Origin of the sequence: Burkholderia ubonensis subsp. mesacidophila (assembly GCF_002097715.1) — a bacterium.
In the GTDB taxonomy this organism is placed as follows: Bacteria; Pseudomonadota; Gammaproteobacteria; order Burkholderiales; family Burkholderiaceae; genus Burkholderia; species Burkholderia mesacidophila.
The window spans coordinates 859,490-872,420 of record NZ_CP020738.1 but is presented as its reverse complement, the minus strand read 5'-3'; the positions used below and the strand labels follow the sequence as shown (position 1 = coordinate 872,420).

General features: G+C 67.3%; 16 protein-coding genes. 5 read left to right on the top strand and 11 right to left on the bottom strand.

Annotated elements, in window-relative coordinates:
• Positions 1–25: 25 nt before the first annotated feature.
• The gene (locus B7P44_RS21525; protein WP_088511504.1) at positions 26–1,144 is read right to left on the bottom strand and encodes a branched-chain amino acid ABC transporter substrate-binding protein; all 1,119 of its coding nucleotides are present in this window, start codon (positions 1,142–1,144) and stop codon (positions 26–28) included.
• A 343-nt stretch (positions 1,145–1,487) separates the two neighbouring features.
• Between B7P44_RS21525 and B7P44_RS21520 the strand changes: the two genes are divergently transcribed.
• Both B7P44_RS21520 and B7P44_RS21515 read left to right on the top strand, forming a co-directional pair.
• Positions 1,488–2,264 carry a crotonase/enoyl-CoA hydratase family protein gene (locus B7P44_RS21520; RefSeq protein ID WP_084908043.1) on the top strand — a complete coding sequence of 259 codons (777 nt, stop codon included), beginning with the start codon at positions 1,488–1,490 and terminating at the stop codon, positions 2,262–2,264.
• A 138-nt stretch (positions 2,265–2,402) separates the two neighbouring features.
• On the top strand, positions 2,403–3,410 hold the full coding sequence (locus B7P44_RS21515; RefSeq protein ID WP_231716839.1) for a Vgb family protein: 1,008 nt from the start codon (positions 2,403–2,405) through the stop codon (positions 3,408–3,410).
• A 48-nt stretch (positions 3,411–3,458) separates the two neighbouring features.
• Here the strand turns inward: B7P44_RS21515 and B7P44_RS21510 are convergent, their stop codons facing one another.
• From B7P44_RS21510 to B7P44_RS21500, 3 genes are read right to left on the bottom strand one after another with little or no spacing between them, the layout of a single operon-like run.
• A complete protein-coding gene (locus B7P44_RS21510) occupies positions 3,459–3,752 on the bottom strand; it encodes a hypothetical protein (protein WP_133117875.1) in 294 nt (97 codons plus the stop codon).
• Positions 3,753–3,809: 57 nt separating this feature from the next.
• Positions 3,810–4,154, bottom strand: coding sequence for a hypothetical protein (locus B7P44_RS21505; RefSeq protein ID WP_084908040.1), 345 nt, complete (start codon positions 4,152–4,154; stop codon positions 3,810–3,812).
• Between the two features lie 3 nt (positions 4,155–4,157).
• On the bottom strand, positions 4,158–4,955 hold the full coding sequence (locus tag B7P44_RS21500) for an alpha/beta hydrolase (RefSeq protein WP_084908039.1): 798 nt from the start codon (positions 4,953–4,955) through the stop codon (positions 4,158–4,160).
• A 200-nt stretch (positions 4,956–5,155) separates the two neighbouring features.
• On the opposite strand from B7P44_RS21500, the gene B7P44_RS21495 reads away from it, so the two are divergent.
• The gene (locus B7P44_RS21495; protein WP_084909948.1) at positions 5,156–5,524 is read left to right on the top strand and encodes a DUF2784 domain-containing protein; all 369 of its coding nucleotides are present in this window, start codon (positions 5,156–5,158) and stop codon (positions 5,522–5,524) included.
• 128 nt (positions 5,525–5,652) lie between these two features.
• Positions 5,653–6,147, top strand: a complete 495-nt coding sequence (locus tag B7P44_RS21490) for a hypothetical protein (protein ID WP_084908038.1) — start codon at positions 5,653–5,655, stop codon at positions 6,145–6,147.
• Positions 6,148–6,155: 8 nt separating this feature from the next.
• Here B7P44_RS21490 and B7P44_RS21485 read toward each other — a convergent pair whose 3' ends face one another.
• The 7 genes from B7P44_RS21485 to B7P44_RS21455 form a co-directional block, all read right to left on the bottom strand.
• On the bottom strand, positions 6,156–6,830 hold the full coding sequence (locus B7P44_RS21485) for an OmpA/MotB family protein (RefSeq protein ID WP_084908037.1): 675 nt from the start codon (positions 6,828–6,830) through the stop codon (positions 6,156–6,158).
• 18 nt (positions 6,831–6,848) lie between these two features.
• Positions 6,849–7,613, bottom strand: coding sequence for a flagellar motor protein (locus tag B7P44_RS21480; RefSeq protein ID WP_084908036.1), 765 nt, complete (start codon positions 7,611–7,613; stop codon positions 6,849–6,851).
• A 19-nt stretch (positions 7,614–7,632) separates the two neighbouring features.
• Positions 7,633–8,877 (bottom strand): cyclic nucleotide-binding domain-containing protein, encoded by a 1,245-nt coding sequence (locus B7P44_RS21475; RefSeq protein ID WP_084908035.1) that lies wholly within the window; start codon positions 8,875–8,877, stop codon positions 7,633–7,635.
• Positions 8,878–9,151: 274 nt separating this feature from the next.
• A complete protein-coding gene (locus B7P44_RS21470) occupies positions 9,152–9,580 on the bottom strand; it encodes a lytic transglycosylase domain-containing protein (protein ID WP_231716838.1) in 429 nt (142 codons plus the stop codon).
• Positions 9,581–9,627: 47 nt separating this feature from the next.
• Positions 9,628–10,020 (bottom strand): hypothetical protein, encoded by a 393-nt coding sequence (locus B7P44_RS21465; RefSeq protein WP_084908033.1) that lies wholly within the window; start codon positions 10,018–10,020, stop codon positions 9,628–9,630.
• Between the two features lie 14 nt (positions 10,021–10,034).
• Positions 10,035–10,421, bottom strand: a complete 387-nt coding sequence (locus tag B7P44_RS21460) for a hypothetical protein (protein WP_231716807.1) — start codon at positions 10,419–10,421, stop codon at positions 10,035–10,037.
• A gap of 204 nt (positions 10,422–10,625) precedes the next feature.
• Complete coding sequence (locus tag B7P44_RS21455) at positions 10,626–11,288, bottom strand: glutathione S-transferase family protein (protein WP_084908031.1); 663 nt, start codon at positions 11,286–11,288, stop codon at positions 10,626–10,628.
• 288 nt (positions 11,289–11,576) lie between these two features.
• Between B7P44_RS21455 and B7P44_RS21450 the strand changes: the two genes are divergently transcribed.
• Positions 11,577–12,926 carry a polyhydroxyalkanoate depolymerase gene (locus B7P44_RS21450; protein WP_084908030.1) on the top strand — a complete coding sequence of 450 codons (1,350 nt, stop codon included), beginning with the start codon at positions 11,577–11,579 and terminating at the stop codon, positions 12,924–12,926.
• Positions 12,927–12,931: the final 5 nt, after the last annotated feature.

The window sequence follows — 12,931 nt, the reverse complement described above, 5'->3', positions numbered from 1 at the left end:
CCCCTTGCAGCAAAACTCGGGGCGCTCACTCGGCGCCGATCGTTGTTACCGGCACCCAGCGTCCGCCCTTCACCTGATAAAGCGTCGACGTCGGATGCTCGAGATCGCCGTTGGCGTCGAACGCGATCTTCCCCGTGATGCCTTCGTAGCGCGTGGCGCGCAGCGCCGGCAGGTACTCGGCCGGCTTCGCCGAATTCGCCTGCTGCATTGCATGGACGACCACCCACACACAGTCGTATGCGAACGGGGCGTACGTGAGCATGTCCACGCCGAAGCGCTTCCTGAACTTGCGCGCGAACGCCTGGCCTTGCGGCAGCGTGTCGATCGGCCGCCCGTATTCCCACGCCATCGCGCCTTCGGCCGCCGAGCCGGCCACGTTGATGAAGATGCTGTCCGCGATGCCGCCGCTGCCGACGAACCGGACGCGCATCCCGAGTTGGCGCATCCGCTTGACGATGAGCGCCGCCTGGTTGTCCAGGCCGCCGAAGTACAGCAGGTCCGCGTTCGCCGCCTTGATGTTGGTGAGCTGCGCATTGAACTCGACGGCCTTGTCGTTCGTGAATTCGGTCGCGACGATGCGGCCGCCGGCGGCCAGGACCGCCTTCCTGAACTCCTCCACCGCACCCTGGCCGAACGCGGTCCGGTCGTCCATCACCGCAATGCGCTGTGCCTTCGTGACGGTTACCGCATAGGTGCCGGCAACACCGGAATTCTGCGCGTCGGTCGCGATGATGCGGAACACCGTCTTCAGGCCCTGGCGCGTGATGGCCGGATTCGTCGCCGCCGGGTCGATCAGCGGGATGCCGGCCTTCGCGAAGATCGGCGCGGACGGCAGCGCGACGCCGGAGTTGTAGTAGCCGACGACCGCGGCGACGCCGTCGTCGACCAGCTTCTGCGCGACCTGCACGCCGATGCGCGGATCGCCCTGGTCGTCGACCGGATCGAGCTCGAAACGCACGTCCTGCCCGCCGAGCTTGATGTGCTGCGCGTTCGCTTCCTCGACCGCCAGGCGGACGCCGTTCTCGAGGTCCTTGCCGTTGGAAGCGCTGACGCCGGTAAGCGGGCTGGACACGCCGATCCTGACGACCTGCTGGCCGTATGACGTGCCGCAAGCGAAGGACAGCGCGGCGGCGCACAGGCCCATGGCGAGCCAGCTTCGACGAAATCCGCGCATGGGTGCACTCCCGATGAACAAGCGAGGCGCCTGCAAACCGGAAACGGCGTCAGGCGCCAACACGCGCCGCTGTCGTTGACAACCAATTCCGCGCGCATCACTACACTCCATCGAACGATGTCGTCACGTGCGGCGCAGCCGGTGTTTACCCTCGCCAGCCCTGCTCGCCATCGCTGACGTAAAAAGCCGATCCCCCAGCCACGCCAAGCATGGCCCCCGCCGTTGCGTCACAATGAAGCGCGCATGGATCTCGCTCGATACCAGCAGGCACGCCGCAACCGCGATGCGCATGCCTGCTTTCCCGGGGGAAACAATGGACGACGTTATTTACGCGACGGATGGCGCAGTCTGCACGATCACCCTCAACCGGCCGGAGCGGCGCAACGCCGTCGACGGCCCGACCGCCCGGCAACTCAGCGACGCGTTTGAACGGTTCGAGGCCGACGACGCACTCGGGGTCGCGATCCTGACGGGCGCCGGGGGCAACTTCTGTGCCGGCGCCGACCTGAAGGCGGCCAGCGATCCCGCGTTGCGCAACCGGGTCGACGATTCGGGAGACGGCCCCGGTCCGATGGGACCGACCCGCATGGCCTTGTCGAAGCCGCTGATCGCGGCCGTATCCGGCTACGCGGTCGCAGGCGGGCTGGAGCTCGCGCTGCTGGCCGATATCCGCGTTGTCGAGGAAGACGCGATCTTCGGCGTGTTCTGCCGGCGCTGGGGCGTGCCGCTGATCGACGGCGGGACGGTCAGACTGCCGCGCATCGTCGGCATGGGGCACGCGATGGACATGATCCTGACCGGACGCCCCGTCGACGCGTCGGAAGCCAGGCGCATGGGACTCGCCAACTATGTTGCCCCGAAAGGTGACGGGCTGGCGCATGCGACGCGCCTCGCGCAGCAGATCGCGCAATTCCCACGCCAGTGCCTGCTCGCGGACCGGCGCTCCGCATACGATCAATGGGATTTGCCGCTGGCGGACGCGCTGCGTCAGGAGGGCGCCCGGGGCGCGCCGGTCGTGTTCGCGGAGGGCGTGGCCGGCGCCGCGCGCTTCAGCGCCGGCGAGGGGCGTCACGGAACATTTTCCGACTGAGGCGCTTCCGTCGTTTGCACAGATTCATTCGGAAAACGTAGCAAGTTTTCCAATGAAGCCGTCTACGCGCGTTGACACGCATCGCAGCACAGGGAGGCGGACATGCTGGAAATCGCAAAAGGAAACCTCGCGGCTGCGATGAACCTCGTTCCAGCATCACGGCTCGCGTCGTGTTTCGTCGCAGCGCTGGCAAGCGCGGTGCTCGCCGCGGGTTCATCGCACGCGCAGCCGACGTCGTTCGATTCGTACGCCGTTCCCGCCGGCACCGCACCGCACGACGTCGCCCCGGCGCCCGACGGCAGCGTATGGTTCACCGCGCAGGCGCAAGGCTCGGTCGGACGGCTGGACCCGCGCGGCGGCAAGACCGATTGGGTGCCGCTCGGCGACGGCTCGGCGCCGCACGGCGTGATCGTCGGTCCCGATCGGGCCGCATGGATCACCGACGGCGGCCTGAACGCGATCGTGCGCGTCGATCCGGAGACGCTTGCCGTCACGCGCTTTCCGTTGCCGAAGGACCGGCCGGACGCCAATCTGAACACCGCGGTCTTCGACAAGCATGGGCATCTGTGGTTTACCGGGCAGAGCGGCGTGTACGGCGAGCTCGACCCGGCGAGCGCCAGGATGCGCGTCTTCGATGCGCCGCGCGGGCGCGGCCCCTACGGCATCTGCGTAACGCCCGACGGCAGCCTGTACTTCGCATCGCTGGCCGGCAACTATCTCGGCCGCATCGATCCCGCCAGCGGCGCGGCGCAGGTCATCGCGCCGCCGACGCCGAATCAGGGCGCGCGCCGCGTCTGGTCGGATTCGAAGGGGCGCGTGTGGGTGAGCGAGTGGCATGCCGGCAAGGTCGGCATGTTCGACCCGGCGACGCATCGATGGCGCGAATGGCCGCTGCCCGGGCGCGAACCGCATGCGTACGCGATCTTCGTCGACGACCGGGACATCGTCTGGCTCAGCGAATGGAGCGCCAACGCGCTCGTGCGCTTCGACCCGCGCGCCGAACGGTTCGACGTCCTGACGCTGCCGCGCGCGCATGCGAACGTGCGGCAGATGATGGGCCGCCCGGGAGAGGTCTGGCTGTCGGAGTCGGGCACCGATCATCTGCTGCGGTATCGGTCAGGCGCGGCCAATGCGGGTGGCAACTGACGGCGGACGGCGGCACATCCTGGGTGCGACGGCGGGCGGGCCGATCGGTCATGCGATCGAATCGAGTGCGTCAATGAGTTCATTGACGGCCGCGTAATATGCCCGCGCACCAGGCTCAGAGGTCGGCGTGTCCTCCATGAACTGCCTGCATCGGCCGATCAATAGCCGGATCGGCTCGGAATTTTCACTCAGCCAGCAGCCAATGATGTGATTGACCGAGCTCGACAGCGGGTACATGCGCGCATCCCGGCGATACAAGCGGAGCGGCAGAAACTCCCTGTCATTGAGTTTTCGTATCACTGCGTTCATGCGCTCGCGGTGCATCCCTGAAGCTTTGGTCATAAGCATATTGCCTTGAGAAAGCGGACAGTCTGGCGATGGATGCGCGATTGTCGACGTTCACCGCCCCGTCAGTTTCCGGAAGATATCCTGCAACAGGCGCTCGTGCTGCTCCAGCGCATCGTCGAGCGTACTTGCCGCATAGCCCTGATTGTCCTGCGCATCCGCCATGCCGGCGACGCGCGTCACGAACAGCAGCGCCTCCCCGCTCGTCGCGTCCGACACCCCTCGGAAGCGAGTCGTGACCGTCACCCCGGATTCGTCCAGCACGGTGCGACGGAAGACGAGCTCATTCTCGGACATCCAGCGCGACCACGCATCGTGGTCGAACACTTCGACCGGCGTGTCCTTCGCATCGAGGATGTAAAGGCGTCGCCCATTGGGCGGAACGGATCGGGAGGTCATCGTTCAATGCGCAGGCGCGATCAGCAAGCCGATCGCATCTCGCCACCACGTATCGTCGACCAGGCCGATCCAGTCGTTATGCTCGGCCGACTTCACGACGATCAGTTGCTTCGGATCGGCGAGCGCGTCGTAGAGCGCCTCGCCGAAACGCGCGGGGACGATGCTGTCGCGCTCCGCCACCACGACCAGCACGGGACGGCCGAACGACGCCAAATGGGCGACGCTGTCATACCGGTCGCGCAGCAGCCACTTCACGGGCGCCCACGGATAGTGATGCGCCGCGACGTGCTCGAGCGTATCCCACGGCGTGATGAGCATCAGGCCGGCGATGCTGTCGCGTTCGCGCGAGCCCGCCGCGGCAACCACGCCGGCCCCGAGCGATTCGCCGACGCCCAGCAGCGGCGCGCCGTAGAGGCGATGCGCCATCGCGATCGTCTGCTGCGCGTCGGCGACCAGCGTCGCTTCGCGTGGCGCGCCGTCGCGCGGCCCATAGCCCGGATACTCGGCAAGGATCACGCGCCATCCCATTCGAGTGAGCGCAGCGGCGTAGTACGAACGGTGCCCCGCATGCCCGGCGTTGCCATGAAAGACCACGACCGTGCCACGCGCGGTTCCCGCCGGCTCGGCCACCAGTCCGCGAAAATCCTCCGCCGACGGCCACGCGCGCAGTCCGTCGGACACGACGTCGTCGATGGCGGCTTTCTCCGGGAAATAGATCAGGCGATCCTGCATCAGCACGACTCCCGCAAAGACGATCAGACACGCAACAGCGAGACGCAGGAGGGTTCCGGTGAGTTTCATCGCATTGATGCCTGATCCATCCGTCATCCGCCGGCGAATTCGCAATTCGCTCCAATCCTTTCCGCTACGCTGTGCGAAATTGCGTCATGGATGCCGTCGCGCCGCCGCTCAAGCATACGCCAGCAGGCCCGATGACGCGCGGCGCGCCGGGACGCGAGCGCCATCATCGGCTTCCATCACCCCTCCCCGACAAGGACCTCATGATCTGGCTGGCCAATGCGGTTCTGGTGCTGCATGCGATGCTCGTGCTGTTCATCGTCGGCGGGCTGGTCGCGATCTGGGTGGGCGCCGGATTCAAGCGCGCGTGGGTGCGCAACCGCACGTTCCGGATCGTGCATCTTGCGGCCATCGGCATCGTCGCGGCGCTGGCGGCGCTCGACGTGCCCTGCCCGCTCACCGTCATGGAGGACTGGCTGCGCACCGGACAGGCCGGCCAGCAAGGCTTCCTGCAGCACTGGGTGCGCGCGCTGATCTTTTACGACCTGCCGGGCTGGATGTTCGCGGTTGCCTACGTCGCGTTTCTGGCGATCGTCGTGGTCACCTGGCGGCGCATTCCGCCGCGGGCGTAATCCCGCGACGGCCCGGGCAAAGCCCCCATGCCGTCAAGCCCATGACGCCGCATCACACCTTCGGTCCATTTCCCGCCGGGCCTGCCGTCGATATCTTGCTCGTGTCGACATCAACCCGGAGGGGAATCATGCAATTCGTTTATCGCGGCGAAGACAACGCGCACGCAGGCAAGCCGGGCCGTACGCCCGCGGACGTCAGGAAGGCGGGCGGCTTCACGCCCTGGCAGGCACGAACGCTCGCCGATGCAAGAAAGAACCTCGTCACGCTCGTTCAGGCCGGCACGCTCGCGCAACAGGCGCAAAGCTGGTGTCTCTACAAAAACAAGGAGAACGGGTGGTTCTTCAGCACCGGCACGGACACGCAAACGGCCTACGACCACTACGACTTCTTTTATCGCCTCACGACGACCGGTCTGCAGAAAGCCGAATGGGGCGTGATGGGCGCCGGCGTCAACGTCAAGGGAATGAGCCTCTACCTGAACGGGACGTCGCTCGACAACTCGACGCTGCTCGCGGTCGTCTGGTCGGTGCGCCCGACGGAGCTGCTCGTGATGACGCCCGTGCCGGTGCCGGCCATCGAGGTGAAGGCCGCCGATCAGTGGAAGCCGCTGTCGGGCTATTGAGCGCGCCGTCAATACTGCACGAGTATCGTCACCCGTCGATTCATCGCCCGCGCCGCCGCGTCGTCCCCGGCCACCAGCGGCAGGTTGTCCGCGCGGCCGATCGCGGCGAGCCGATGCGGCTCGACGCCGCGCTCGACCAGATACCGCACGACGGCCCCCGCCCGCGCCGACGACAATTCCCAGTTGGATTCATACTTCGCGGTCGAGATCGGCACGCTGTCCGTATGGCCCTCGACGAGGATGTTGGTCGCCGGATGGGTCTTCAGCACGCCCGCGATCCGCGTCAGCACGCCGGACGCATCCGGCAGCAGCCGCGCGTCGCCGACGTTGAACAGGATCTTCGCGTTGATGCCGATTTCAACGCCGTGCGCGGCATTCACCACGGTCACCTGCCCCTGCTCCTTCAGCGACTTCAGCAGCGCGGACCACGCCTGCGCGGCGTCGGCGTGCGCCGACGCATTCGTCTTCCCGGCCGCCTGCCGCGCCAGCGCCTGGAACCGCACGTCGAGCGCGCTGTACTTCGCGAGCTGCAGCGCATACAGCGCGAGAAACAGCACCATCAGCGTGGTGACGAGGTCCGCGTAGGAGATCAGCCAGCGGCCGGACTGCGCGCCTTCGCCGCCGTCCCCGTCGTGATCGTCGGCGTCGGCCGCGCGGCGCTTGCTACCGGATTGCGCGTACATGGCTTGAATCCGTTTTCGTCACGCGAGCGACTCGGCCGCGCGGCCGCGAATGTCGCCGGTCAGGCGCGTCTCGATCGTATGCGGCGACTCCTTGCGCGAGATCGCCAGCAGCCCGTCGAGATAGAGCTTGCGAAACCGCAGCTCGCTGTCCACCTGCGCGCGCAGCTTGCCGTACAGCGGCAGGAACACGAGGTTCGCGAGCGCCAGCCCGTACAGCGTCGCGACGAACGCCACCGCGATCCCCGGCCCGAGCTGCGCGGGTTCGAGAATATGGCTCGTCACCTGGATCAGCCCCATCACCGAGCCGAGGATGCCGAACGTCGGCGCATAGCCGCCCGCCTGCTGCCAGACGCGCGCCGCCGCCACGTGGCTGCGTTCGTAGGCATCGAGCTCGCGCTGCAACGCGTCTTCGAGCACCGCGGTCGACACCCCGTTCGCCAGCAGTTCGAGGCCGCGCCGCGCGAACGGATGAATCCCGCTGACGTCCATCGATTCGAACGCGAGCAGGCCGTTCAGCTTCGCGCGGTCGCCCCACTCCAGCAGGTCCGTCAGGCTCTGCCGATCGACCTGCCGCGCCTGCACGAACGCGAGCCGCAGCTGCTTCACCGCATCGAAGAAGCGCGCCCACGTGTTCTGGATCATCACCGCGCCGAGCGTGCCGCCGAGCACGATGACGAACGCCTCGAACTGGAACAGCGTCGCGAAATGCCCGCCCTCGAGCGAAAAGCCGAATACGATGGCCGCGCCACCGAACACCACGCCGAACAGCGTCAACAGATCCATGGCTCTCTCCGGCCGGCGCTCACGCCGCCTGATCGGGCAGGGTCGCCGCGACGGCGGCCGGCGCCTTGAGCGCGCGCACGGCATCCAGCAGGCGCTGCTCGATATCGGCGACTTCGACCGGGTCGATCTTGATGTCGCGGCGCATGACCCACGACACCTCGTTGCGCCGCGTCTCGGTCATCACCGAGAACAAGCGGTCGACCACCGCCTGATCGTCCGCGCTCGCGAGCAGCTTCGCGAGGTCGTACGTATCGAACGCGCTGACGACCTCGAACAGCGTGCGCTGATCGACCCAGGCCAGGTCCTCCAGCGCGTTGAGCTCGCCGCCGCGCCGGACGTTGCGGCGCGTAAAGTACGCGACGCCCTTCTGCTCGACGTAATTGAGCACCTTCGACTTGCGGAACGCGAACACTTCGTCCGCGATCTCGCCGTGAGACAGCTTGTTGAGCAGCAGCTTCTTCTCGACGCCGATCAGCGATTCGAGATCGGCGAGCTCGATCAGCTCGAGTTCGCTGCTGATCGACAGGTCGAGCTCGTGATCCGCGACCTGCTGCGCGCGGTCGGTGATGCGGGCGGCGTCGAAGGTCACGACCTGGCGCGCGTCGGCGGACGCCGCGTAATCGGCGGACCCGCCGCTCAGCTGCTCCGCCTGCGCGGCTTCGATCGTGACGAGATTGAGCTTCTCCATGCGCTTGAGCATCGCCATCACGTGCGGACGCGAATGCCCGGCGATCGCGCGGCATTTCCGGATCACGTCGGCGAGCGGCACCGACGCCTGCTCGGCATACGACTGCATCGGCCGGCGCGCCCACGCGTCGTCGCCGCCGCGGCGCTCCCCGCCCGCCATCAGCGCAAGCACGTGCGCATAGGACAGCACGCCGGGCAGGAAATCCGCGTGCGTGTAGGTCGCGAGCTGGTCGTCCTTGCGCTTCACGCGGCGGATCATCGTGCGCACGATATGGCGAAGCAGCGCCGACACGCGCCCGATTTCCTCGTCCAGCATCTCCGCCGGCACGACGGTCAGCTGGCAGAACGAGAGCGCCTTCGCGGTGTTGCCGCGCGGCTCGGCCGCGAGCAACGCGCTCTCGCCGAAGAACTCGCCCCTTCCCAGTGTCGCGACGACGACCTTCTTCTCGTCGCAACGGGTCGACAGTTCGACCTTGCCGTCCGCGATCAGATAGATGACCGCCTCTCCCCCGAAACCTTCCGAATAGATGACTTCGCCGGGCGCCGCTGTGCGTGTCCACGACTGTTGACGATTCACGATGTTCCCCTGCTGCGCTTACTTTGTTTTCGGCTGCGCGTCACGCTTCATGCGTGATCATCGCGCCGTTCCCCGTGCTCCCGTTTACGACACGGGATGCACGGTTCTTTAACGTCTGCGCCGCGGTTCCGGAGGCGGCCTTTGACCTGAATCGTTTGCGCTGCGGATACGGCGCGCTTCATCCGGGAAAACGACAGGGCGCCGCGCGTCTCGTGAATCGGCCGCGCCTGGCCTGATCCTTACTCTTTGCCTTCAACGCGCGATCGCGCGCCCTTCACTCGTGCAATCCCCACGACACCAGCACCGCGTGGATGTTTCGCGCGTATTCGTCCCGCAAGTGCGGCGTTTCCGAGTGATACGCGCCGATCGCCTGCCAGGTGTTCCCGTAGCGGACCATCTTGCGCTTCAGCATCCACGCGGCGACGTAGATGTTCACGCACGCGTCCTTCAGCGCGCCCGGCGGCACGCCGTAGCGGCGCAGCTCGCCGAAGTGCACCGAGTTGATCTGGGTCTGGCCGACGTCGATGCTGCCGTCCGCATTGCGATGCACGGCGCCCGGGTCGCCCTTCGATTCGTACCACGCAATCGCGCGCAGGATCTTCGGGTTGACACCCTGGTAGCCGGCCGCGCGCTCGAAGCAGGCATCGCCGGGCGCGGCATCGTCCGCGCGCGCCGGCGTGATGAAAAGCACGCTCGGCAACATCGCGAACGTGCCGATCATCACGCGCCAGCCGATTCGATTCCGCCACTTCATTGCGCCATCGCCAGCGCAGCCGCGCCGGCCCCCGTCGTGCGCCGATCGCGCGTGCTCCTCGCCAGCGCGTCGTCGAGCTTCTTGTCCACGGCGGCAAGCGCCGCGCGCGATTCCTCGGTCACGACGAGATGCACCTGGAATTCCGGTGCGCGCTTCACGGGCGGCGGCGCATGGCGCAGTTTCTTCGCGTGACGCCCGCCCGCCGTCGCGGGCGCCGGCACGTCGTCGTCGCCGCCCGCTCCCGGCGGCAGCGACGCGAACGGCGGCAGCGGCGGAAACACCTGGTTGGACGCGGCGGGCGCCGGCGGCGCGCCGTCGGCGGGCGGCGCCGCGAACGCGGCGCCGCACACGAGCATGAGCATGGCCGCGCAGATCGACTGTCGTAGCATCGCGAGATCTCCCGTTATTGCGTCGGACCGACCTGAACGCTGTACGGCCGGCAACTGCCGGCCGCCACGTTCTCGACGCGCACCGACGCCGCGTGCTGCGTCGCGATGCCGTGCCGGATCGACTGGTTCAGGTAGCCGAAATCCTGCGGCAGCGCGGCCACGCGTATCGTCATCGGCTGCGGCTGCTTCGACGCCAGCGCGCCAACTTTCGCGAGCACGGCGGTCAGTTGCGGATCGCGGGCGCCGAGCGCATCGGCAGGGATGACGAAATCGACGAGCGGCGTCGACGAGGTGGAGGCGTCGTTGTGCGCATTCGCGTCCTGACGTCCGGATTGAAGTTGGGCGCAGCCGGCCGACGCAACGGCGGCAGCGGCAAAGACAAGCATGACGAACGGCTTCACGTGTTTCTCTTGCGGTCACTGGACCTGCGTTATCGGCAACGCGCCTGCAAGATTTACCCCTGGCGCGCGCGAGGCCCGGTGTGACGGGCGATCACGCCGCGCGTCGATTCTTCCGATTTAAGCGGGCTGTGGTCAGACGCCATTCATCCGATATTTGAACGCGTCGCACGCGTTCCCAGTCGCGCGCCGCACACGCTCCGGCGCTCAAAACTCCATGTCCAGCTCGTCGATATCGTGCTGTTCCGCCTTCGCCGCGTCGATCCATTCCGCGACGAACGGCTGCGCGAGCACGCGCATGCAGTACTCGGCGATGTCGGGCTCGAGCTTCACGTCGTAGGTCAGGAAGCGCGTGACGACCGGCGCGTACATCGCGTCGGCGACGCTGATCTCGCCGCCGAACAGCCACGGCCCGCGATACTGCGCGAGGCACTCGCGCCAGATGGTCACGATGCGTTCGATGTCGTGCTGCGCGCGCGACCAGATGCGGAAATCCGGGAAATGCCCACGCAGGTTCATCGGCAGCGCGGAACGCAACGCGCTGAACCCCGAATGCATCTCGCCGCAGATCGAGCGGCAATGGGCGCGCGCATGCCCGTCCTGCGGCAGCAACCGCGCGTCGGGGCAGATCTCGTTCAGGTACTCCGCGATCGCGAGCGTGTCCCACACCTGGATGCCTTCGTGCGTCAGGCACGGCACCAGGATCGACGGCGACAGCAGCAGCAGTTCGGCGCGCGACGCGGCATCGATCGGCGCCATCACGGTCTCGAACGGCAGGCCGCTCAGCTTCGCGAGCAGCCAGCCGCGCATCGACCACGACGAATAGTTCCGGCTGCTGATGGTCAGCGTCGTTTCTCCTGCGGATTTCATGTCTCGTCCCCTATGAATGCCTGCCGTGCGCGTGCACCGAAAACGACCGGCGCCGCGCCTCCACCGCACCATCGCCGTGCGCCGGATTCGCCGGTCTGGCGCAACGGCATTCGGTCTCCGCGCACGTTGCATCGCTGAAACATTTTGCGCTGCGCCGCACGCGACCTTCGGGCCGAGCGCCCGCCTGCATGCCGCTGTGCCCCATCAGGGCGTGCAACGTGCGTGCCAGCCGCCGACTGGCACACGGCTTGCCTCGTTCGACGGACAGCGGCACGAGGCGCGACGGTCATGAACTTGCTTGCCTACCCTTGCTATCAGTGGTTTGCCGAATGCACGCGGCCCGCGCGCGCCTGGGCCGCCTGCCTGCGCGCGTCGATGTCGATGTGGCCCCCGTCCACGTCGACGCCATCCGGCCGCACGCTCGACGCGTGGTGCGAGCTGCTCGAATGCTGCGCGTTCTCGCACCGCCGCCCGCCGTTCGGCATCGACGCGGTCGACGTCGACGGCGCAACGGTGCCGATCGTCGAGCACGCGGCGGCCGGCACGCCGTTCGGCACGCTGCTGCACTTTCGCAAGACGCTGCCGGTCGCGCGGCAACCGCGCGTGCTGATCGTCGCGCCGATGTCCGGGCATTTCGCGACACTGCTGCGCGGCACGGCGCGCACGATGCTCGCCGATCACGACGTGTACATCACCGACTGGCACAACCCGCGCGACATCCCGCTGCGGGCCGGACGCTTCGGCTTCGACGAATACGTGCGGCACCTGATCGATTTCATCCGCCACATCGGCCCGGACGCGCACGTGCTGGCGATCTGCCAGCCGACCGTCGCCGCGCTCGCGGCCGTCGCGCTGATGGCGGCCGGCGGCGATCCGGCCCAGCCCGCGAGCCTGACGCTGATGGCCGGCCCGATCGATTGCCGCGTGAATCCGACCAAGGTCAACGAGCTTGCGACGAGCCGTCCGATCGACTGGTTCGCACGCCACCTGATCAGCGTCGTGCCGTCGGGTTTTCCGGGTGCGCAGCGGCGCGTGTATCCGGGGTTCGTGCAGGTCGGCGCGTTCATGTCGATGAATCCGGATCGCCACGCAGCGTCGTTCTCCGATCTGTATTACGAACGCGCGAAGGGCGACGCCGCGAAGGCCGATGCGTTGCGGCACTTCTACGACGAGTATTTCGCGACCGCCGATCTCACCGCGGAGTTCTATCTGGAAACCGTCGAAAAGGTGTTCCAGCAGTACGCGCTCGCGCGCGGCGAGCTGACGGTCGGCGGGCAGCTCGTCGAGCCTGCCGCGATCCACCGCACTGCGTTGCTGACGATCGAGGGGGAGAAGGACGATATCTGCGCGGTCGGCCAGACGGTCGCCGCGCAGGAGCTGTGTTCGGGGCTGCCGCCGTACCTGAAGACGCATCACGTGCAGACGGGCGTCGGACACTACGGCGTGTTCAACGGCAGCCGCTGGGAAACGCAGGTCTATCCGATCGTGCGCGCGACGATCCATGACAACGAGCCGTACGATCGCACGGCGGACACGACAGGCGCCGGCGCGGGCACGCGATATGTGACGCTGCATGCGCTGCTCGAAGCGCGGGCCGCCGGCAACAGCGAAGCGACGGGCCTGCTGTCGCCTCACTGACGCAC

Excerpts from the sequence above, each read along its gene's own strand:
- B7P44_RS21515 (WP_231716839.1), top strand. The coding sequence starts at position 2,403 with ATGAACCTCGTTCCAGCATCACGGCTCGCGTCGTGTTTCGTCGCAGCG.
- B7P44_RS21520 (WP_084908043.1), top strand. The coding sequence starts at position 1,488 with ATGGACGACGTTATTTACGCGACGGATGGCGCAGTCTGCACGATCACC.
- B7P44_RS21505 (WP_084908040.1), bottom strand. The coding sequence starts at position 4,154 with ATGACCTCCCGATCCGTTCCGCCCAATGGGCGACGCCTTTACATCCTC.
- B7P44_RS21455 (WP_084908031.1), bottom strand. The coding sequence starts at position 11,288 with ATGAAATCCGCAGGAGAAACGACGCTGACCATCAGCAGCCGGAACTAT.
- B7P44_RS21480 (WP_084908036.1), bottom strand. The coding sequence starts at position 7,613 with ATGGATCTGTTGACGCTGTTCGGCGTGGTGTTCGGTGGCGCGGCCATC.
- B7P44_RS21510 (WP_133117875.1), bottom strand. The coding sequence starts at position 3,752 with ATGACCAAAGCTTCAGGGATGCACCGCGAGCGCATGAACGCAGTGATA.
- B7P44_RS21495 (WP_084909948.1), top strand. The coding sequence starts at position 5,156 with ATGATCTGGCTGGCCAATGCGGTTCTGGTGCTGCATGCGATGCTCGTG.
- B7P44_RS21490 (WP_084908038.1), top strand. The coding sequence starts at position 5,653 with ATGCAATTCGTTTATCGCGGCGAAGACAACGCGCACGCAGGCAAGCCG.
- B7P44_RS21500 (WP_084908039.1), bottom strand. The coding sequence starts at position 4,955 with ATGAAACTCACCGGAACCCTCCTGCGTCTCGCTGTTGCGTGTCTGATC.
- B7P44_RS21525 (WP_088511504.1), bottom strand. The coding sequence starts at position 1,144 with ATGGGCCTGTGCGCCGCCGCGCTGTCCTTCGCTTGCGGCACGTCATAC.
- B7P44_RS21465 (WP_084908033.1), bottom strand. The coding sequence starts at position 10,020 with ATGCTACGACAGTCGATCTGCGCGGCCATGCTCATGCTCGTGTGCGGC.
- B7P44_RS21450 (WP_084908030.1), top strand. The coding sequence starts at position 11,577 with ATGAACTTGCTTGCCTACCCTTGCTATCAGTGGTTTGCCGAATGCACG.
- B7P44_RS21485 (WP_084908037.1), bottom strand. The coding sequence starts at position 6,830 with ATGTACGCGCAATCCGGTAGCAAGCGCCGCGCGGCCGACGCCGACGAT.
- B7P44_RS21470 (WP_231716838.1), bottom strand. The coding sequence starts at position 9,580 with ATGTTGCCGAGCGTGCTTTTCATCACGCCGGCGCGCGCGGACGATGCC.